Annotated in this window: 19 protein-coding genes and 3 tRNA genes; 5 read left to right on the forward strand and 17 right to left on the reverse strand. The window is 34.8% G+C overall.

Features of this window, described 5'->3' with window-relative positions; genetic code table 11:
- Positions 1-21: 21 nt before the first annotated feature.
- The 5 genes from rseP to EG849_RS00430 all read left to right on the forward strand — a co-directional run bounded on the left by rseP (position 22) and on the right by EG849_RS00430 (position 2,511).
- Entirely contained in the window at positions 22-1,359 is a 1,338-nt protein-coding gene (gene rseP / locus EG849_RS00410; RefSeq protein WP_125011111.1) for an RIP metalloprotease RseP, read from the forward strand.
- 87 nt (positions 1,360-1,446) lie between these two features.
- Positions 1,447-1,520: transfer RNA gene (locus EG849_RS00415), tRNA-Asn, on the forward strand.
- Between the two features lie 163 nt (positions 1,521-1,683).
- A tRNA-Asn gene (locus EG849_RS00420) sits at positions 1,684-1,757 on the forward strand.
- A 163-nt stretch (positions 1,758-1,920) separates the two neighbouring features.
- Positions 1,921-1,994, forward strand: a tRNA-Asn gene (locus EG849_RS00425).
- 250 nt (positions 1,995-2,244) lie between these two features.
- A complete protein-coding gene (locus EG849_RS00430; RefSeq protein ID WP_125011112.1) occupies positions 2,245-2,511 on the forward strand; it encodes a hypothetical protein in 267 nt (88 codons plus the stop codon).
- 15 nt (positions 2,512-2,526) lie between these two features.
- On the opposite strand, the gene EG849_RS00435 is transcribed toward EG849_RS00430, so the two are convergent.
- From EG849_RS00435 to EG849_RS00505, 17 genes are all read right to left on the reverse strand, one after another.
- Positions 2,527-3,138, reverse strand: a complete 612-nt coding sequence (locus EG849_RS00435) for a hypothetical protein (RefSeq protein ID WP_125011113.1) — start codon at positions 3,136-3,138, stop codon at positions 2,527-2,529.
- Positions 3,135-3,545, reverse strand: coding sequence for a hypothetical protein (locus EG849_RS00440; protein WP_125011114.1), 411 nt, complete (start codon positions 3,543-3,545; stop codon positions 3,135-3,137). The genes EG849_RS00435 and EG849_RS00440 overlap by 4 nt, the downstream gene beginning before the upstream one ends.
- On the reverse strand, positions 3,532-6,036 hold the full coding sequence (locus EG849_RS00445; protein ID WP_125011115.1) for a hypothetical protein: 2,505 nt from the start codon (positions 6,034-6,036) through the stop codon (positions 3,532-3,534). The genes EG849_RS00440 and EG849_RS00445 overlap by 14 nt, the downstream gene beginning before the upstream one ends.
- A gap of 2 nt (positions 6,037-6,038) precedes the next feature.
- Positions 6,039-6,503: a DUF4280 domain-containing protein gene (locus EG849_RS00450; RefSeq protein ID WP_125011116.1), complete on the reverse strand. Its 465-nt coding sequence runs from the start codon at positions 6,501-6,503 to the stop codon at positions 6,039-6,041.
- 11 nt (positions 6,504-6,514) lie between these two features.
- Positions 6,515-7,336 (reverse strand): hypothetical protein, encoded by an 822-nt coding sequence (locus tag EG849_RS00455; protein WP_125011117.1) that lies wholly within the window; start codon positions 7,334-7,336, stop codon positions 6,515-6,517.
- A gap of 12 nt (positions 7,337-7,348) precedes the next feature.
- Positions 7,349-8,134, reverse strand: coding sequence for a hypothetical protein (locus EG849_RS00460; RefSeq protein ID WP_125011118.1), 786 nt, complete (start codon positions 8,132-8,134; stop codon positions 7,349-7,351).
- Complete coding sequence (locus EG849_RS00465; RefSeq protein ID WP_125011119.1) at positions 8,131-9,384, reverse strand: hypothetical protein; 1,254 nt, start codon at positions 9,382-9,384, stop codon at positions 8,131-8,133. Before EG849_RS00465 ends, EG849_RS00460 begins: the two co-directional genes overlap by 4 nt.
- Before the next feature lie 2 nt (positions 9,385-9,386).
- The gene (locus EG849_RS00470) at positions 9,387-11,210 is read right to left on the reverse strand and encodes a type VI secretion system Vgr family protein (RefSeq protein WP_125011120.1); all 1,824 of its coding nucleotides are present in this window, start codon (positions 11,208-11,210) and stop codon (positions 9,387-9,389) included.
- 539 nt (positions 11,211-11,749) lie between these two features.
- Complete coding sequence (locus tag EG849_RS00475; RefSeq protein WP_125011121.1) at positions 11,750-12,886, reverse strand: SH3 domain-containing protein; 1,137 nt, start codon at positions 12,884-12,886, stop codon at positions 11,750-11,752.
- A gap of 77 nt (positions 12,887-12,963) precedes the next feature.
- Positions 12,964-13,086, reverse strand: a complete 123-nt coding sequence (locus EG849_RS15940) for a hypothetical protein (protein WP_262678913.1) — start codon at positions 13,084-13,086, stop codon at positions 12,964-12,966.
- The gene (locus tag EG849_RS00480; RefSeq protein WP_125011122.1) at positions 13,080-13,334 is read right to left on the reverse strand and encodes a hypothetical protein; all 255 of its coding nucleotides are present in this window, start codon (positions 13,332-13,334) and stop codon (positions 13,080-13,082) included. The genes EG849_RS15940 and EG849_RS00480 overlap by 7 nt, the downstream gene beginning before the upstream one ends.
- Positions 13,335-13,557: 223 nt before the next feature.
- Positions 13,558-13,701: a hypothetical protein gene (locus EG849_RS15540; protein ID WP_158611899.1), complete on the reverse strand. Its 144-nt coding sequence runs from the start codon at positions 13,699-13,701 to the stop codon at positions 13,558-13,560.
- A 95-nt stretch (positions 13,702-13,796) separates the two neighbouring features.
- Entirely contained in the window at positions 13,797-14,372 is a 576-nt protein-coding gene (locus EG849_RS00485) for a hypothetical protein (protein WP_125011123.1), read from the reverse strand.
- Positions 14,373-14,495: 123 nt separating this feature from the next.
- Positions 14,496-15,734 carry an SH3 domain-containing protein gene (locus tag EG849_RS00490; protein WP_125011124.1) on the reverse strand — a complete coding sequence of 413 codons (1,239 nt, stop codon included), beginning with the start codon at positions 15,732-15,734 and terminating at the stop codon, positions 14,496-14,498.
- 290 nt (positions 15,735-16,024) lie between these two features.
- The gene (locus EG849_RS00495; RefSeq protein WP_125011125.1) at positions 16,025-16,768 is read right to left on the reverse strand and encodes a hypothetical protein; all 744 of its coding nucleotides are present in this window, start codon (positions 16,766-16,768) and stop codon (positions 16,025-16,027) included.
- Positions 16,769-16,933: 165 nt separating this feature from the next.
- Entirely contained in the window at positions 16,934-18,166 is a 1,233-nt protein-coding gene (locus EG849_RS00500) for a hypothetical protein (RefSeq protein WP_125011126.1), read from the reverse strand.
- A 23-nt stretch (positions 18,167-18,189) separates the two neighbouring features.
- Positions 18,190-19,131 carry a hypothetical protein gene (locus EG849_RS00505; protein ID WP_125011127.1) on the reverse strand — a complete coding sequence of 314 codons (942 nt, stop codon included), beginning with the start codon at positions 19,129-19,131 and terminating at the stop codon, positions 18,190-18,192.
- Positions 19,132-19,138: the final 7 nt, after the last annotated feature.

The raw sequence follows: 19,138 nt of genomic DNA on the forward strand, positions 1-19,138 counted from the left end.
TATTGAATCTAAAACTAAAAAATGGAAATAGTTATTAAGCTCTCACAGTTTTTATTGAGTTTATCTTTGCTGATTGTATTGCACGAATTAGGGCATTTTATTCCTGCCAAATTATTTAAGACGAGAGTTGAAAAATTCTATTTGTTCTTTGACGTAAAATTCTCGCTTTTGAAGAAAAAAGTGGGCGAAACAGAATATGGCATCGGATGGCTTCCGCTTGGAGGTTATGTGAAAATTGCCGGAATGATTGACGAAAGCATGGACAAAGAGCAAATGGCGTTGCCACCTCAGCCGTGGGAATTTCGTTCAAAACAAGCTTGGCAACGTTTGATTATAATGCTTGGAGGTGTGACTGTGAACTTTATTTTAGCTATTATCATTTACATCGGGATGGCTTTTGTATATGGAAATACCTACATCGCCAATTCTGAATTGAAAGATGGCGTTTGGGTTTCGAGTCCGGTTGGAGAAGAATTGGGATTTAAAACGGGAGATAAAATCATTGCTGTTGACGGTAAAAAAGTAGAGAAATTCAATGACGTTCCGTATAGCGTAAATTTTGCCAAAGAAGTTACTATTGAAAGAAATGGCGCGGAACAAGCGATCAAGCTTCCGGTTGACGTTTTAGACAAAGTAATGAAAGACGAAAGAAGGTATCTTGATTTGAGAATTCCTTTTGTGGTAAGCAATCTTGCTGAAGATTCTCCAAACTTAAACAGTCTTGAAAAAGGCGATATGATTTTAAGCATCAACGGACAAAAAATGCGTTATGCTGATGAAGTTTTAGCATTTAACAATGCAAATCCTGGAAAAACAGTCGATGCTGTTGTTTTCAGAAAAGAAAAGGAAGAAAACATTAAGCTTACGATCAATAAAGAGGGAAAACTGGGAACTTATCAAGGAAATGTGAAAGTGGATAATCTTGAAAAACTAGGTTATTACAACATCAGCCGTGAAACTTTTTCTTTTGCGGAGGCTTTTCCTGCGGGAATTCAACGAAGCAAAGACGAATTGGGAAGATACATCACGCAATTGAAAGCGATCGTGAATCCAGATACCGGAGCCTATAAAGGCGTGGGCGGATTTTACGCGATTTTCAATGTGTTCCCGAGTGTTTGGAGCTGGGAATATTTTTGGGGCATCACGGCTTTCCTTTCCATTATGCTTGGCGTAATGAACTTATTGCCGATTCCGGCACTTGATGGAGGCCATGTTATGTTTTTATTATTCGAAATTATTACACGAAGAAAACCGAGCGAAAAATTCATGGAAAGAGCACAAGTTGCTGGTTTCTTTATACTTATAGCATTGGTTTTATTTGCCAACGGAAACGATATTTATAAGGCGCTGACGAGGTAGAAAAAAAAAATATTTTTTTCATTAATTTCACTTGCAAAAACAAAATTAAGCTTTATATTTGCAACCGCTTTACAAGGCAAAACGCCTTCCTCCTTAGCTCAGTTGGTTAGAGCATCTGACTGTTAATCAGAGGGTCCTTGGTTCGAGCCCAAGAGGGGGAGCAAAATTAATCCTGATAGAAATATCGGGATTTTTTGTTTTATAGAAAAATCAATAGATTTTCATTTTTTAATTGTAAATGAACATTGCTGAACTTATAAAAAATTTATTTGCAGGTATTAAAATAAAGATTATATTTGCACCGCTTTTAAAAGGCACACGCCTTCCTCCTTAGCTCAGTTGGTTAGAGCATCTGACTGTTAATCAGAGGGTCCTTGGTTCGAGCCCAAGAGGGGGAGCAAAATTAATCCTGATAGAAATATCGGGATTTTTTGTTTTATAGAAAAATCAATAGATTTTCATTTTTTAATTGTAAATGAACATTGCTGAACTTATAAAAAATTTATTTGCAGGTATTAAAATAAAGATTATATTTGCACCGCTTTTAAAAGGCACACGCCTTCCTCCTTAGCTCAGTTGGTTAGAGCATCTGACTGTTAATCAGAGGGTCCTTGGTTCGAGCCCAAGAGGGGGAGCAAAATTAATCCTGATAGAAATATCAGGATTTTTTGTTTTATATACTTTCGTAGAATTTCCTTCTTATCTGATTTGATTTATTATTAGTTTTACACGAGCAAAATTTTTAAGAAATTAAGTGGCCAAAAATTTGATCTGTGGAATATTGAAGAATCAGAAAAATTAAGCGAGACCATTCCAGATTAAGCGATCAAGGCTTTTAAAACTCATCATACCGTTTTTGGGATTTCGTTTAAGCATTATTCTTATTTGGCAACTTGGCACGGGAAGAAAATATTTCTTTCCGGCGACACGACGAATTCTGAAACCATCGCTTCGCAAACCGATTTAGATTTGGCTTTTGTCCCGATTTGGCTTTTGATGGATATCGAAGAAAAAAACGTTGACTTTAAAATTCTCAGTAAAAAATACGCCATTTACCACATTGGCCGAAATGATAAAATTACTCTTGACGAAAAAGATTTTCAGTTGAAATTATTGGACAAACAGGGGGATGTGATTACGATAGCTTATTGATTTAATTGCTAATTTTTAATTCACTTTATCAAAAGTACCGTCGTCGCGTATTGTAATTTTCGCGGTTTCTTTTAATCGGGTGGCCCCATTTTCCACAGCATTTGTGGTAATGGTAATAACATAATCAGAGTCAATGGAAAAGCTGGTAATCTCCTTATAATCGTGGCTTCCGGGTTCATGCCACTCGCCTTCCACGTAGCGATTAGAAACCAATTTATTTTCAAAAATTGTCAGTAGATAATAACGGTAACTGAAATCACCACAATCCATTGGTACTAAAATTACTTTGATATTTTCAAAATCGGGTAACGCAATGTAGCGCGCATCACTTGGGTCACAGATAAATTCCTCGATACCTTTAATCTTGCAGTTTAATTTTTTGTAGCTGGCTTTTTTTGGATCAATGGTTTTGGCATAAGGAAATTTAATTGCGCTTGCTTCAATGCAATTATCACCAGAAGTTACTGGCGTAACAATTTCCTTATCTGGCAGAACGGCGTTTACAGTATCTGTCTCAGAAACAGCTTCTAAAGTAGCCATTTCGGTTTGCGTTTTCGTGTTGCAACTTGCGAATGATAAAAACAGTATTGCAATAATTTGGACAATGATAAGTTTTAGCGGTTTCATTTATTTTTTTTGAAAGTTAGATATTTTGAATCGCACTGCGTAAAATGATTGTATTCATTCATTGCGTTGCCATGGTTTTGGACAATTATCGAGCCGTCTTCCCACAAACTGCCAATAGCTCCAAAGGTTAAATAGGTCACGTCGCCGTCTTTCATAATCCTCACTTTTCCTTTTCCAATTGATTTTTCTTTGTCTAAAATACGATAATTATATTCTGTTCCAGACTTTTCAATTTGGATTTTAAAACGTCCGTTTTCACATTCGTCCAGCACATAAACTCCAGCAAGCGAATCTTTTTGCTCTACCATTTCTTTTCTGGCCGAAAATTGTTGTGGAACGCAAGCGAACGAATTTAAGCTTGCTAGAAATAATACTAAAAGGAATGCAGTGTTTTTAATTGTTGTCATTGGCTACTTGTCTTCGTGTTGCTATTTTGTTTTTCTTAGATTGAGAAATATTCCAAGTTAAATAATTGACCGTTAGATCCAAATATCGTTGGTAACAATCCTTAGATTCATCGGTATTGAGACGGGCGTATTTATAAACAGCATCGTGTCCGTCCCACGCTTTGCTGTTTTTTATAGAATAGGTTTCAAAATTTTCAAACTTGGTTTTCGTGCAAGTGATCTTTTTTATCATGTTGATCAACTTGGGTTTTCGGTCGCTCATATAGCCATTAAAACCGCCGTTAATTCGATAGGTAATATAGATAATATCATCTTTGTCTGCAAAATCATTAAGATCCACAGATAAATTTTCGCTCCAATACCATCCTGCAGAATCTACGCAATATGGTAATTCTCCTAATTTTTTATTATTGGGTTCTGTTGTGAAGTTTTCGCTTTTATAAATACCATAATTGGTATAATTCGTTCTTCCGGTAATCTGGATCAAACCTCTTCCTTTAAATCGAACGCCGTCTCCTGTTTGGGTATTTCCTAAATCTGTTCTTCCTTCATAAGCACTTCCTGAAGCAATTTCTTGCATATATACAAATTCCCCCGATTCATGGCGCAATTGAGCCAAGAAATGTAGTTTTCTTTCGCAAGTATTGATCGTATATTCGGTCATGGTTGCATTTATAGCTTCCAAAAACTTATCTGCATTTGCCCTGCTGATACCAAGGTGAACCAATTCGTCGCTAGTCAAGTCGCGGTCACAATAGCATCCTCCCGCCACAGCTGGGCTGGTGACTTCTGCAGAAGGTTGCAAGCAACTGCAAGTATTTTGATACCCAGCATCCTTGGCAAGCAAAATAATATTCTGGCCGTTCATTTCTGCCTGGGTTTTTGCGAAGTATTTATCCTGAAGATAATTGGCAGGATTAAACTCGCGCACGTCATAATGCACCCACGTAGTTGCGCCAACTCGCGTAGATTCTAAATAAAAAATGTCTTTTTCTGCATTCCAATCCCATTTGGCACCCAAATATTTATTAAAAATATCCGATCTAATGGTTTCGATATCTGGAACCGCCCTTGTTCTGGTATTATTTTTATTGAAATGCAAATCGAGTGCCTTTCCCATATGATTGGTCGTTGGTCTTTTTCGATATTCTTCGTGGTGTCTGCATCGGTATCCAGAACTAATTGCGTTTAACGAATAACGTCCGTCTTTTTCCAAATAAAAAATTACTGCTTTTAACGCCCAAAGCAACGATCTGTGCAACCCAGGATATTCATAACGATGGCGAGATTCTGCCGAACCGCTTAAATATTCGCCTTTATGGCTGTTGTCGCCAAAACCGCTACAGGTTCCGCATTTGCACTTGATACTGTCGAAATTAAAATTAAATTTTGTCTGAAAATCTTCAATCGCTTTTAAAACATTTCCACAAACTTTTCCGGTTTCAGCCACTTTCATGTAGTCGCGCTGGAATTGCTTCACCATTTTTTCTGTTCTATTGGTAAATTCATCAGTGGGAACATTTCCACCAAAGCCTGCAAGTCTTATATTTATCTCCCGAATCAGCTCGTTTTTTGGATCGCCTCTTTTGATGCAAAATTTCCCTTCGCAACTTTGTACTTGTGTTGGGTTTACGGTCACAGGTTTGAACAACTTATCCATAACCATATCCCAACCAATTTTAGCCGCAACAACCACCGGTGCGGTTAAGGTTTCCACCATTCCTTTTTCTTCTTCTGGGGGCGATGCTGGCCTTGGTTGCGGTCTGGGCGGTGTGCTTCGTTGACTCGGACTTAAAACTATTTCGCTATTGCTGACATTTACCGTTTGAGTTCCGTGAGTTCTTCTATTTTGTGACTTTACAACTAAATAATATTCGTGTTCAAATCCGTCAAATGCTCGATTTGCCTTAGCCATCATTCCGGTATCCAGCAATATTTTTTGCTTTAGAATTCCGTTCCTGTCGGAAATGATAAATTTTCTGTTCCACAAAAGCGTGTTTGAATTGGCATCGTGACCTGAATTCGAAAAAATCGTATCGCGTTCCCAAATTGCTAAATCAATTTCATCACCAATCATGTTTTCTGTGGTTACAATTGCCGTGATGTGCTCGCCATATTTTGGCGGTTTGGTAATCGTATTTTCATTGACGTCTTTAATCGTTAAAGTGGTGACCTTTTTTGGGCCTTGGACAGGCCTTACAATAAGTCCCGGAGGTGCTTTTCGTTCAGCGCTATGCACATAAGCTTCAATCAACAGACTTTCTCCATACCATTTCTGCGGAAATTCAAAACTTACGCGTTTGCCAAATTTTGTGGGACCGCCGTCTAGCAATCGTAAACGTCCATTTTCCATCGCATACAGATTCCATTTCACTGCATTTTGATCAGCAATAGAAGTTCCCGGATAAAACTCGTGAACCTCATAAAATGTAGGTTGCCCGATAAGGGGCGAAACATTTCCTCTAATTGATTTTACACCTAATTTTGCCATAACTAATAATAATCTGGATTCTCTTCTTCGGTAATTTCTGCTACATCCACCAATGGATTTATCATTGAGTGCACGTCGGGATCTATGTTTTTGACATTCTTTTTAGACAGTTGCGCGGTTTGCCCATGAAAAGTAATTTTTATACAATCTGGCCCACCGACCGGACAAGTGGCTTTTGAATCTTCGATTAAAACTTGTCCTTCATTTTCAAGCGTTACTTTTTCATAAAATCCTTTCCACTCGGTTACTGTTGCTTGACATGGATTGTTGTTTTGCTTGGAACAAGAACCAAAAGTATTTTTTTCAAAAGTTTTGTTGATATCTTTTGTCGAAGCAATCATTTTCTCGGCTCCGTCAGCATCATTAATGAATTCTTTGTTATGCGTTTTCACGGATAATTTGTCGGGTGCTGTCCCAAAATTACACATACAGAGCGCTCCGTGGCATACTAAATGTTTTGCTCCCATAACTGTATTTTTTAAGTATCAAATGCTTTGGTGTCAGGCACGGCATAAATCGAGAAAGTTAATTTTTGTCCCAAAGCTTCAAAATTGCCGCTTATAGATTCAATCGAATGATTTCGGTTTAACGTATATTTTGTTTCATAAGATGAAACCGGCATCTGCTGATTATCATACTTACTGCTAATTTTTTTTTCAAATTCAATCTGCTCTTTGTCATTTAAGGTTGCATTATTTTGTGCCAGAAAATCAATTGGAAACGTATATTTCACTTGCAACAGATTGGATTTTTCGATCAATTCTAACTTAAAATCATGAAATGCATTGTTGTAAATTGGATAAAAATATTGATTCAAAAAAAGATCATTTTTTAACCGACACAATACTGTTTCTTCTGACAAAAGTGCTTCATTTTGTAACTTTATATATTTTTCAACAATGTCACCACTGTATTTTAAAGCAAGATTTTCTTTAATTTGGTTCCAAGTAGCTACGATTTCCTGAAAATTCAGTAATTGTTCCAATTTTCCAAAATTATCAAGTTGTACAACAATTGTTTTCAATGAATTTCTACATTCTTCGGCCAAAACTTCTATCATTGACGACGGATTTTCGTAATTGACCAAAAAATCCCTAGTTTCCACTTTTACTAAAAAACCAGACGGCTTTAACTTATTCCAAGTTGTTTTCACTCTGTAAAGCAGTAAATTTTCTTTTTCAGCATTTTTATTCACGACCAACTTGACCATATATTCTTTTATCAAATTTTTAGGCACAAAGACAATTTGATTACCACATTGCAAACTTGAAATTTTTGAATCAGAATTTATCTCGACCATTCTATCTTGAATTTAAGATCGCGTTTCTTCATTATATTTTTTCCTAATTATGGATCCGTCATCAGAATTTACATCTATTTCCAGGGTTCCAAAAGGATATAAATCTTTTACAACGGACCATTTTTTTTCCTTTTCCACAAAAATAATTCCTAAACTTTTCCGGTCTTTTTCATCGGATGGATTTAAAAATTTTCTTTTCCCGAAGGCTTCATAAACCTGCTCTTTCGTTACTTTTGAAACATCTTCCTTGAATCCAAAAATGGTTTTAAATGTCGCTTTCTCTTCATTTGTCAATTCGTTTAACAGCGGCTCGTTCGCCAATTCTTTCAGCAAGTCTTCTATTTTTAGCTTTGCCTCTTTGTAAGTTGTAGTTTCATCAACTGTTTTTGTCAAATTTCCTTGCTTGTCATAAAATTTTGTAACTCCATTCCGAACTTCACTAGAAGTCAAAAAAACACCTAAATATCTCGAATATTCCTCCTTTAAAAGACCTTCTCCGTGATACACTTTTACAGTTTCGAACAAAGCTGGAGCTGCCGGAATCACTCTTGAAAATGATTCTTCACTGTCTTTTACGCTAATAATCGTTGTGCCGTCAGCAAGTTTATACTCGCATTGAGAAAGGTCAATTTCTCCTTCTTTTTTCTTCTTGCCAATGCATTCATTATATTTTTCTAGATCAAAACGCTCTGTGGTCATAGCCTTATTTTTTGGTTGAATTCCGTCTTCATTTTGTCCTTTGCAACTGGATAACTGCGCAACGACCAGAAACATCGAAAATATTTTAACTAGCTTCATATTGCAGATCTTATAATATTCCATTGCCAACGATTTGTTGAAAAACGTTGTTCTCCAAGTTGGTGCGTATAATCCATGATATTGTCGGTATTACGGTATTTGTACGTATAAAGTCCATTGTTGTCAAACGTGTGGTGGACTCCCATGGCGTGAAGCAACTCGTGAGGTGAAGTGGAGTCGTTTCTTCCTTGAAAAACCACAACAACTTTTGTATTTCCAATACCTTCTGCAACCCCGTTTAAAGTTCCATCTGGCAACATATAAACGCGGTAATGATTTCGATAGGAAGCATTTGCTGCAGTTTCAAAAAACTTACCGTCTAAATATCTATGAAGCGACGCCCATCTGGAGTCGTCCATCAGCACTCTTCCGGTGGAATCTCTTGTGGTAAAAAATTTATTAAACCACCAACCCTCGGCCCTGATTGCCGGACCAACACTGAGTGAAGCTTGAACATAGGATTGTTGCAATGCAAATCGTGTTATATCCACTTCATTTCCTTTTATAGAACCCTGCACATTATTATATCTGACCGGAATAAAAACTACGTTTGCATTTTTTAAAACACTATTTGGAAAAAGCTTGATTTGTCCCACTCTTTGTTCTTTTCCATTTTTTGTGGCAAAAACCCTGATGTTTTTATTTGTGGGAAATGCTTTTAAACATTTTATACTGACCGCGCTCTTGTCAAAATTTTTTCCGACAGATTTTGTCAATCGTTTTAATATGACTAATTCAAAAGTTTCGGTGTCATAGTCATAACGCATAGAATCTGGGATTTCAGCGACTTCTGTTATAGCGTCTAAAATGGCCGTTGTTCCCACACAAAGCGACATATTTGGAACAGAATATCTTCCTTTGTAAGAATTAAAAAATTCATATTCTTTGAGATGCCTTATATGTAAATCATTTCTTGGCGTAAATACCGCATTGGATTCTGTGGCATATACGTTTCCGTATTTACCGATAATTCCGTTGTAATTTACATCAACGGCCATTTGGCTATCTGCTTTTCTTGGCCAGTCAAACCCAAATTCTCCTTTCCAATCTTTTGTAGGTCTAAATTCTACTACACATCTTGCATCAACGGGAATAGTTTCAAAAGAACCATTTCTCACGCCTTGCCGGCCATTTTGTTGCACACCCTTTTCACCATAATTGGTTATGGTGCCATTAGCATCCATCCGATACTCATTTCTAGATGTTTCTGAAATGCCTCCACCTGCTATTTTGGTATGATTGCCTCCCATATTTATGCGTTTGTAACTTTTTCTCCTGATTTATTATGTACCGTCTGCTCCGAATTATGAGTCAGCATACCCGTAGCCATCACTTGAATGGCGCCCGTGGCCTGCTTGCTGATATTTTCTGCGTCGGTTTTTATTTCTCCACTGGCCATTTCTGTAATATCCGAAGCTGTAAGCAAATAATCCTTGCTAGCAGTCTGAACAATGCAACTTCCAGCCGTTTCAGATATATTTTCTCTGGCTCCAAGGCTTATGTTTTTTCCAGCAGTTAATGTCATATTTCCGCCTGCTGTGATATTAATATCGTTCGGCGCTTTTATGTTGATGTTACTTCCAACGGTATCCAACGTGATTTCATTGCCGCTTTTATCCGTAATTAATATACTTTCATCTTCCGTAAATTTAATGATATGTCCGCTTCTTGTATGAATGGCTTTCACCGTGTTTTCTGAATTTGCATAACCGCTAGAAGCTCCTCCATTATACATGGCTCCTAATACAAAAGGTTTTTCTGCATTTCCTCCTTCAAAAGCAATCAGCACTTCTTCACCCACTTCAGGAATAAAATAAAAACCTTTTCCGCCACCCGAATGTGGGTTCGTCATTCTAATCCACGGGGTGTTTTTACCGCTTTCGGTTTGCCAGGCAAATGCCACTTGAATTCTGCCAAGACCCGCCGGATCATTGTTTGAAATGACGGTTGCCGGCTGTGATTCTGCTGTTGGAAAACTGTGTACATTGCCATAAGGCGGTGCCATCACACTTTCTGGAACCGCGTCAAAACTGTTGTGATAAGTGCCTGATTCATCACAGACGTGCATAATATCGGTAATGATATAATTGCCGAAATTTTGCTCTTGAAGTCCGTCTAAAATATTTCCGGTTAATGAAAAGGAAGGTTCTTTGATGGTAATTACGTCGCCAATTCTCAATCCGGTTTCGTCAGAATCACCTTTTGCCGTTACCAAATCTGCTGTTCGAGATTGCAATTGCGTGGTCACTCGGTCAACCAAATGCGTTCGAGAATTCCCTTCTTCCAGAGAATGTGAATACAGCATTGTGGAACTGTTTGGAAATAATTTTTTAGAGGATTCAAATATCGCTTTTGAATAGCCGTCTGGAGAATGGTTGACTTCCATCGAACTGGCTTTTTGGGTTTCTCCGTTGGAAGGATCATAGCCCATATATTCAAATCCGAGTGATTTTGCCCGCATTTCTATATTGAAGGAATGCAAGGTCCTCCCATATTCTAAGGTAAAATTCTTTGGTTTCGGTTTTCCAAAAATCAATTCTTCTCCGTTAAAATAAAACCAATTTCCCTTTTTTTGCGCCATCCTGCTTAGGAATGCAAAATCGCTTTCATTATACTGAACCGTGTAAGGCAAGGTAGAATCGTTTGCAACGTTAACCGAAAGATTTAGGCTTTTTTCAGGATACTCTTTTGAAACTTCTTTAACGATATCTGACAACGATTGGTCACTGAAAGAACGAATATTGGGAGTTCCTTCCATCAAAATTGTGGTACTGTACCCGTTGATGATAATTCCTCCAGAAGCTCCAGAAGTCCTGACCATTTGGGTTTCGGTAATGATTCCGTTAAAAAGCAAAGGAGATTCGGTGGACATTGCCGTGGGCACTATTGAAATTTTGATTTCATGTCCCACATATTTTTGAGCCTTGTCAATGGCCTGGCTCACAAATTCTTTCGGCAAAGGTTGCAAAAGTGAAAATCTATGGTGCGTCTGCACTTTTTGGTTGATCACCAATTTTGAAAATCGGGTTAATTTTTCTCCCGCAATTTCTATAACAATCTTTGTACTGATAGGCATAACAGTAGTTTTTAAGGTTAAATAGATCTTGGGGGAAGATGCAAAATTATGTTTTGTGAATTTACTATATTTTTTATTAAAATTCAAACATATCAATATTTATTTTTTAAACAAATCTAAAAAATATATGACTAAATACCAGTTGTTTGCAAAATTATTTGAATTTAAATCTAACAATTTTGTGAAAAAAAACAGCAATTATATATCGTTTAATTCAATAAAAGCACATGTAGTATTTCCTTAATTTTTAATCCAAAACCTCATTTCCTAACCTTTATGGCGAGAAACAAGACGCCATAATCTGATTTTTCAGGAGCATTATTACAGTCTGTTAAAATTATTTATCATAAACATATCCATAATAATTAGTTCGAATTATACTTATAATTTATAGCTGTGGAGATTTTGAAAGATTTCATAATATCATTTCCATAAAACCCTCAGCAAAGTTCTTTTCCTTTTTTTGTCTTAGAATGTTATGTTTCAAAATAGCTGATTCTTGAGCCATTTTTTGACATTGCTACTAGTGCGCTTAAATCTTAATAAATCAAAATCTTCGACTTATGGACATAGCCTGTTTTTTCTTTGTTTTTAATGCGCCACCAGTCACTTGAATTGTCCAAAATCTGTATGCGAGTTGCTGAATTTATCTTTTCAAGAATCTTTGAGGTTGCGTTTTTTTCTTGCCTTAAGTTGGTATAACCATCTGCGTCGTTTATAAAATAAATAGCTGAGACATCTGCGTTACTTGAATCATAATTATTTTCTATGTAGCTTTTTAATTCCTCAAAATTGTAATATTTGTTATCTTTTATCTTTTTTGAATACACTGCATTAGTACTCAAAACTAAATCAATATCGCCTGTAATCCCTGAAAGCGCGAGTTCATTCAATAAAAATGCTACATAACGATCTGGATCTTTATAGTTTTTCGGATTTTTGACGATGTCATTTATATTCTTGACTATCGTTGTATAAAAATCACCCGTCACAGTTTCAGAAAATCCTGCTACAGTTTGTCCTTTATATTTGATCTGACGAATCTTTGTGACCATTTCTTCACGCATTACCAATTTATTGTTTTCTGTGCCAAAAATGATTTCTGTGATGTCAAAACTGTTTTTAAAATTTACTATATCAAATACAAATTTTAAAATCTCATCATCTTTTGTAAAGCCATATGATTTAACAAGCAGATGCAATAAATCAGGTTTTTTCGCCTTTAGCCAAGTTAATGCGACTCTCTCGTTATAAAAAATAAACTGGTTGTAATTGTATAATAAATCCGCCTCAATTTCTGTATCGCTTCCTTCCACAAACACGATTCCCAAATCTTTTACGGCAATTTCAGAAAGCATGCTTTGTTGCAATGCGCTTACGTTGGAATATTTCTTAATATCCCAATTATAAAACATTTTTATCTTCGATTCAAAAACAGTTTCTGATGGTTTTTTATAGCCTTTTTTATTAAGTTCTGCTTGGATTTTATCTTTATTAGTATTTATAAAATCCACAAAATCAATTTTCATTTCTCCTTCATGAAACACATTATATGGCGAATTTTTTCCGGTTGCGGTTTGCTCTATAGTTTTTTCTTGATTGTTTTTTTCCTTATTATTTTGTCCGTTACACGAAGTCAACAGGAATAAAATTGCTAATAGATTTAATATTTTCATAGGTTTATTTGTAACAATTTATAAAATCTCTGTCCCTTTTGTGGTCCCAACGCTTGCTGAAGCCCGAGTTTCTTATTTTACAGTCGTTCTTCGATAATCATTCTGACGGGTTTATCATCGCTTAAAGGCAAATCCGGAATCGCATCTAAAATTGCATAAACAATTGCAATTTCTTGGCTGTATAAAAATTTCTTTAACATTTATTAATAATAACTTTTGAAAAATAATCTTCTTTTTCGTCTCTTATCTTAAAAATATAAGTTTCAAAACTTAAATCGCCATTTTCCATCCAATAAAATCTACCCAGAGTATTTTTACTTATTTTGCTGTTAATTAAGCTGGTAACTACTGGCAATTCTGTTGTTTCATAAAAAGGAAATCCCTCATCACATTCTGTTTTTTCTTCTAAATAACAGCGTTTCATATATGTTTGAAAATCAAAAGGCAAACTTACTTTTTTTAGAGATTGCTCATTTATGGCATTGGATTTAATGGTATCATGATCAGTATTATTTTTTTTAAGACTTTTTAAAAGGAGTTATTAAATCTTGAGAAATAGTATCTGAATTTGCAACCGTATCTTTGTTTTCTGTGTTTGATTTGCAAGATAATATTGTGAGGGCGAAAATTAAGATGTAAATAGATTTCATACTTTTTATGTATTTAGTTAATTAAGCTTTGCTCTTTCTATTGCTCTGGCTGGTATTTTTTTTCAAATCTTTATTATTTGATTTCATCAATGAAATATATTTTTGATAATTTTTAGATGCGGTTTCACGGTTTTCCAAATCCCATTGTGAGTCAGCTAAATTCAAATAAGCAACTATTCTTGATGGGTCATTTTCAATTATTTTTCTTAATAAGAATATGGAAGCACATAAAACCGAAGGGCTTCTTTCGTTCCTTCTTGTTATTTTTTATTCAGGTTCCTTTTTTTTTCATATTGAATCTTATCAGAAATGTTTGTAATCACAAAACTCGTTCTAAAAGAATCATGAAATGTTTTTGGTTCTGGAAGCAATTTTATTTCTAGTTTTTCATATTTAGCATCTAAAATGGGATACGTCCATTCTCCATCAGAAAACTTGTGGACTCTACTTTCTTGATCATCAAAAACATAAAAAGTCATCGAAGCCATTTTGTTATCAGCACCGCATAATTTGACATCTTTGATATTTATACTGTTTTGGTATTTTCCTTTATAAATTCGCATTCCCGAAACAAAAACTGCAATTTCATAATTGTCTAGTTTCTCTTTTTCGTGTGTTATATCAAGTGTAAAATCTTTTGAAATAATGCTGTCGCAAGTACCTTGTTCAAAGACACTATTCATCAATACTTCTTTTTCTTTTTTATAGAAAACGGTATCGACTGGCTGTTCTGCATTGTTGTAAGGTTCAATATATCCGCCTAAATTTTTGTCAGTGTTGCATTTTATGAAAAGGGCACTTATTAATAATAATAGTATGATTTTATTGTTCTTCATAATTCTTTTCTCAAGGTTTAAAAAATGCTTTCAAATTTGCCAATCGAAAGTTGTTGTTCTTTTTGAAAAATTTTTCAGCACCTTTATCTGCAGTAGGTAATTGTGCCATTAAAGTATTTGGGTTTAAATCGAAATCTTCGACTTATGGACATAGCCTGTTTTTTCTTTGTTTTTAATGCGCCACCAGTCACTTGAATTGTCCAAAATCTGTATGCGAGTTCCTGAATTTATCTTTTCGAGAATCTTTGAGGTTGCGTTTTTTTCTTGCCTTAAATTGGTATATCCGTCAGCATCTTTAATTTCTCCAGTTTGATAAGTAGCAAAATTTGCCAAATCTAAAGCAACAAGCTTTGGTTTTTTTATCAGTGTCAATACGTTTTTTTCAGTTGTATTTCCAGATTTTTCTGATGTAGAAATCCTGCTTAGCAACCATTCGCTTTGTTCGTACTTAAAGATAAAAGTTATAAGTTCCACCTGTGAGTTGTAGCCAGAGATTTTCGTGAACTGAAGTTCATTATTTTTGGCCTTGAAATCAGAGTAAGAATCGGCAGGAGCGTTGCATTTCAGACAGGGAATAATATTCTCGTTTTTTACAGCCAAAATATAATGACCGTTTCCTGTGCTTTCTAAAATAATGAGCTGTCTTTTTTTGCCGGTTTTTTCAGATTCTTCTATCGAAATCGTATTTTCATTAACAGGAGAAAGTATCAAAATGGCATCTTGATGGCCATCAGCGTTGTAGTCAGCCATCGCTTTTTCAAGCACGACAAAATCATTAGGAACAAAGCTACTGAGATTACCACTTGATGCTGAAGGCGTTTTACTTGAAGTATTTTTGGCTTTGTATTCTTTAATTACCGCTTCAAGAAGTTTTTTATTTTCTTCAGAACATTTTTCAGAAAGTTCTATCACATTTGGGGTCGCGGTAGGTTTGTCAATTAAAAAATAATAGATTGATTTAGTCTTATTTGTATCTTTTATATTTTTAAGATACGTGCAGAAATCGTCTTTATGATTTTTAATGTAGGCCAATGCCTTCATCTGAAAAATATTGACCACATCGGCCTGCCATCTTCCGTTTTGGGCGATGTCGTAAATTTTGCTACTGTACTTGGGATTCTCTTCTACGATTTGATAAAAACGCGCGATGTGTGCCTCACTCTCATCATACAGAGGAGACGGCTCCTCTTTTTCTTCATTCCAACCATAAACAGCTACAAAGTCAGCATAGCTCTTCGGAAAATCAGCTATAAATTTATCATCAGAAGGATTGGTTTTGGGCTGTTGGAAAGAATCGAGTGTGGTTGCATTTTGATTGCAAGATGAAAAAAGGACCACTAAGACAAAAACTAATTTATTCATAATCTTCTTCTTTAAATGTATATTCAATCGGATAAACTCTTGAATTTCTGACGCTATAGGCACTAATTTTTACTGGATCGCCTTGATTTCCGCCTAATCCAAATAAATGCCTTCCTTCCTTTTTTTTGCTACTACAAAAGTCACATACTTTCTGCGGTCACATTATCGTTTGTTTCCTTTAGCTTTGCCTTGTTGTTTCCCATAAAATCGGTAGACTTTCTACAGGCATATTTATAAACAGCGTCGCGTCCTTCCCAAACTTTGCTCTTTTTATAATTGCTTATGGAGAATCAAGGTCTCTTTTCTGCTTCATATTTTTTTTCTAAAACTCTTCCATCATTAGCATCTACTTTAATGTTAATTAGACCAAAGGGATAGAGATCCTTAACCACCTTCCATTCTTTTTTTGTTTCATTAAAGTCAATTCCAATCAAACTTCGCCTGTCTTTGTCGTCCATAGAATTTAAAAATTTGTTTTGCTTAAATTCTTTAAAAACATCTTCTAACGAAACGTCTTTGGATTCTTTTCTGATTTCAAAAATCCTATTAAAATTTTCTTTTTCTTCCATTGAAAGTCCATCCAGCAAAGGCTCTTTCTGTAAAATTTCGAACAAATCTAAAAGTTTAACGGAAAAGTCTTTATAAGCTAAGTCAGTATCTTCTGTCTTTACCAAATTTCCTTTTTGATCATAATATTTTATTTCACCAACAGGAAAATGAAGTCCGATGTAAGTACTCAGTTCTTCTTTAATCACTCCGGTGTTCAGATAAAATGTTTTTACTCTTTTTATCATGCTTGGCGGTGGCGGAATTATTTCTTCTTGATAATTTTCTGCCATCAGCAATTGCACTTTTTCTGACTTATCAGGCAAAATTTCCTTGCAATTCTCTGAATACGGTTTGTTGGGCATATTCGCATATTGATCAAATTTTTCAATATCAAATTTCTCCGTATTCCTTTTTTTTTGTTTTGGATAACTTACCCCTTTTTCGTCATGACCTTTGCAACTTGTCAATTGTAAAATGATTATCAATATTGAACTTATTTTTAACAGCTTCATGATGTTTTTTAATTTAAAATTTTCCCTTACCACTGATTTATTGGTCTTCCATTTCCTTACCAAATTTTCATACAATTTTTGTGTATGCTTATATAGTAATTTCCTTTTTCATATACCTTACCATGAATGCTTTAGAAATCATCTTTTTATGGAAGTTTGATGATTAAAATTTTCAAACTTTACTTGACCAAATTTCTTGGCCGTCCATGTTTTGTCTTGTAACACTTTATCTGGATTATTTCTATCGGTATAGGTCTCCGTATATTTATGAAGCAACACATTATTGCCAACAATTTTAAAAGTTGTGTAAGCGTTTACATACAAAACGTTTTTACAAAAAGTCTGTTCAATTGTAAAATAATTATCTTTTGAAACCACATCGGTAAATCCGTCGGCGGAACAATTTCCATCGACTGACGCAATTATATTTTGATTGCTTTTTATTGCTCTAAAAACATTTCTGGCTTTTTCAGAAATTTCAATTTTCAAGTCAAAATGCTGTGAGTTCTCTAACTTTTTTTCATTTTTTTCATACACGCTTATTTTAAAATCTTTACCGTTTGAAGAAACTGTGGCTTGTTTTAAAACAAAATCTCCGCTCTGTTTTGCATCGGTTTGATTTGTGTTTTCTTTCCAAAATCTTGAATATTTTTTTCCGCTTTTAACTCCGAATTTATAATTTCCCGAATCTTCCTCGCCTACATAATCCGTAGGAACGGGACAATCAAGAATCACTGTATTCAAGCTCAATTTGTTTTTTTTGCCCGAAGAGTTGACTTCAAAAAGTTCTTGTAGTTCAAAATATTCTTGGCTTTCAGAAAAAACGCCCACAGCAATTCCAGAGGTATTATTCTCAAAAATTACATTGGAAACATAGTCCTTCCCTTTATCAACTTTAATAAAATCAATAATTTCAAAATTCTTTCCTTTTTCAAAAAATAAATAGCAATCTTGCGGGTTTGTTTTCTGAGCATTTTGTTTGGAATCTGCAACTTTCAAAGCCGTAACTCTCACATTGGTTTTCTCAAGCAACTGTGCGCCAACTTGAACAAATTTATCGGAAGAAGAATTTAAGTGTTTCTTTAATTCTGGCGCAACTACCAAATCATTGCCTGCCACAAAATATTTAGACTCATACAAACTCGAGAGCGTTTTTCCGATTATAGAATTATCCGGGGATTGCTGTGCTAAAATCTTAACTTCTTCTTTTTTATTTGTGCAAGAAAAAGCCGTTGAGGCAACAAATAATAATAAAAGAAGTGCTTTTTTATAATGCAGTTTGTTCTTCCATTGTTTTGATCCATTTACACTCTGAAGTTCTTCTGATTTTAAAGCCAATCCTTGTTGTTTAAAATCGTTAATGAATTTCATTTTAAAAAAATTTAGGTTAATAATTAATATTCAGATTGCATCTTTGCAATCATTCTTTTTATATATTTTTCTTTCCAAAAAACATAAGACAGCTTGGGCAGTCCAATTGTTTTCCTTATAGAATCTATATCCTTAGCGTTGATTAAGTCTACTAATTCTGTTTCATTTTTACGAAATTCTCCATAATATTGTATTTTCAAATCTTGTAGTGACTTATCATAAATCATTGCATAATCTTGTGGACTATATTTGCCCTTTTTAACCTCATCTAGTAGAAATGGCAAAACATTTTTTTTAAAAGAATTATCAGAATGTAGAAGCAATAGATTAAAATCATCTTGTTTTCCGTCAAGATCTATTCTGCCAATAATTTTTCTGGCAGGGTACCCAACTTTTGAAAAAATTTCCTTAATTATAGGCTCTTGCTTTTGCCTTATATTTATGATTGAATCTATATTTATAACACTCTGATTCCGAATATCCTGATCTTTACCAACCATCATTATGATCTGGTTTCTCAAACTGAAATCAATCTTTTTTTTATATATTTCCTTGAATCCTTCTATTTCTTTTTTGTCAAATAAGTTTTGATACTTATTAAGAGAATCTCCTATTTTAGAATATTCCATGTGCATTATTCCAATTCCATAAAAATTTTCATACGCATACTTAATTTTGTTTTTAATATCCTTTGTCCTGCCCGTCATTATTGAAGATATTATATAATTGCTGTATTCATAATAGCCCTCTGCATTTATTGGAAGGTGTTTTTTGAATAAGCTGTCTAGTATATTATTGCTTTCATTATAATTACTAGACAAAAACAAGCTATCTGCATCATAAACCTTTAAGTAATAAGGAATATAGTCTGGCATGGTATCTTTAAATTGCACTTCTTTTGATTTGCAACTCGAGAAAACTAAAAATAGAAACAAACCAACCACACTTAATATATTGTTCTTCATCGATTAT

Origin of the sequence: Flavobacterium macacae (assembly GCF_003865365.1) — a bacterium.
GTDB lineage: Bacteria > Bacteroidota > Bacteroidia > Flavobacteriales > Flavobacteriaceae > Flavobacterium > Flavobacterium macacae.

Coding starts and splice junctions, on each gene's coding strand:
- rseP (WP_125011111.1), top strand. CDS start 22: ATGGAAATAGTTATTAAGCTCTCACAGTTTTTATTGAGTTTATCTTTG.
- EG849_RS00435 (WP_125011113.1), bottom strand. CDS start 3,138: ATGAAACCGCTAAAACTTATCATTGTCCAAATTATTGCAATACTGTTT.
- EG849_RS00440 (WP_125011114.1), bottom strand. CDS start 3,545: ATGACAACAATTAAAAACACTGCATTCCTTTTAGTATTATTTCTAGCA.
- EG849_RS00445 (WP_125011115.1), bottom strand. CDS start 6,036: ATGGCAAAATTAGGTGTAAAATCAATTAGAGGAAATGTTTCGCCCCTT.
- EG849_RS00450 (WP_125011116.1), bottom strand. CDS start 6,503: ATGGGAGCAAAACATTTAGTATGCCACGGAGCGCTCTGTATGTGTAAT.
- EG849_RS00455 (WP_125011117.1), bottom strand. CDS start 7,336: ATGGTCGAGATAAATTCTGATTCAAAAATTTCAAGTTTGCAATGTGGT.
- EG849_RS00460 (WP_125011118.1), bottom strand. CDS start 8,134: ATGAAGCTAGTTAAAATATTTTCGATGTTTCTGGTCGTTGCGCAGTTA.
- EG849_RS00465 (WP_125011119.1), bottom strand. CDS start 9,384: ATGGGAGGCAATCATACCAAAATAGCAGGTGGAGGCATTTCAGAAACA.
- EG849_RS00470 (WP_125011120.1), bottom strand. CDS start 11,210: ATGCCTATCAGTACAAAGATTGTTATAGAAATTGCGGGAGAAAAATTA.
- EG849_RS00475 (WP_125011121.1), bottom strand. CDS start 12,886: ATGAAAATATTAAATCTATTAGCAATTTTATTCCTGTTGACTTCGTGT.
- EG849_RS15940 (WP_262678913.1), bottom strand. CDS start 13,086: ATGTTAAAGAAATTTTTATACAGCCAAGAAATTGCAATTGTTTATGCA.
- EG849_RS00485 (WP_125011123.1), bottom strand. CDS start 14,372: ATGAAGAACAATAAAATCATACTATTATTATTAATAAGTGCCCTTTTC.
- EG849_RS00490 (WP_125011124.1), bottom strand. CDS start 15,734: ATGAATAAATTAGTTTTTGTCTTAGTGGTCCTTTTTTCATCTTGCAAT.
- EG849_RS00500 (WP_125011126.1), bottom strand. CDS start 18,166: ATGAAATTCATTAACGATTTTAAACAACAAGGATTGGCTTTAAAATCA.
- EG849_RS00505 (WP_125011127.1), bottom strand. CDS start 19,131: ATGAAGAACAATATATTAAGTGTGGTTGGTTTGTTTCTATTTTTAGTT.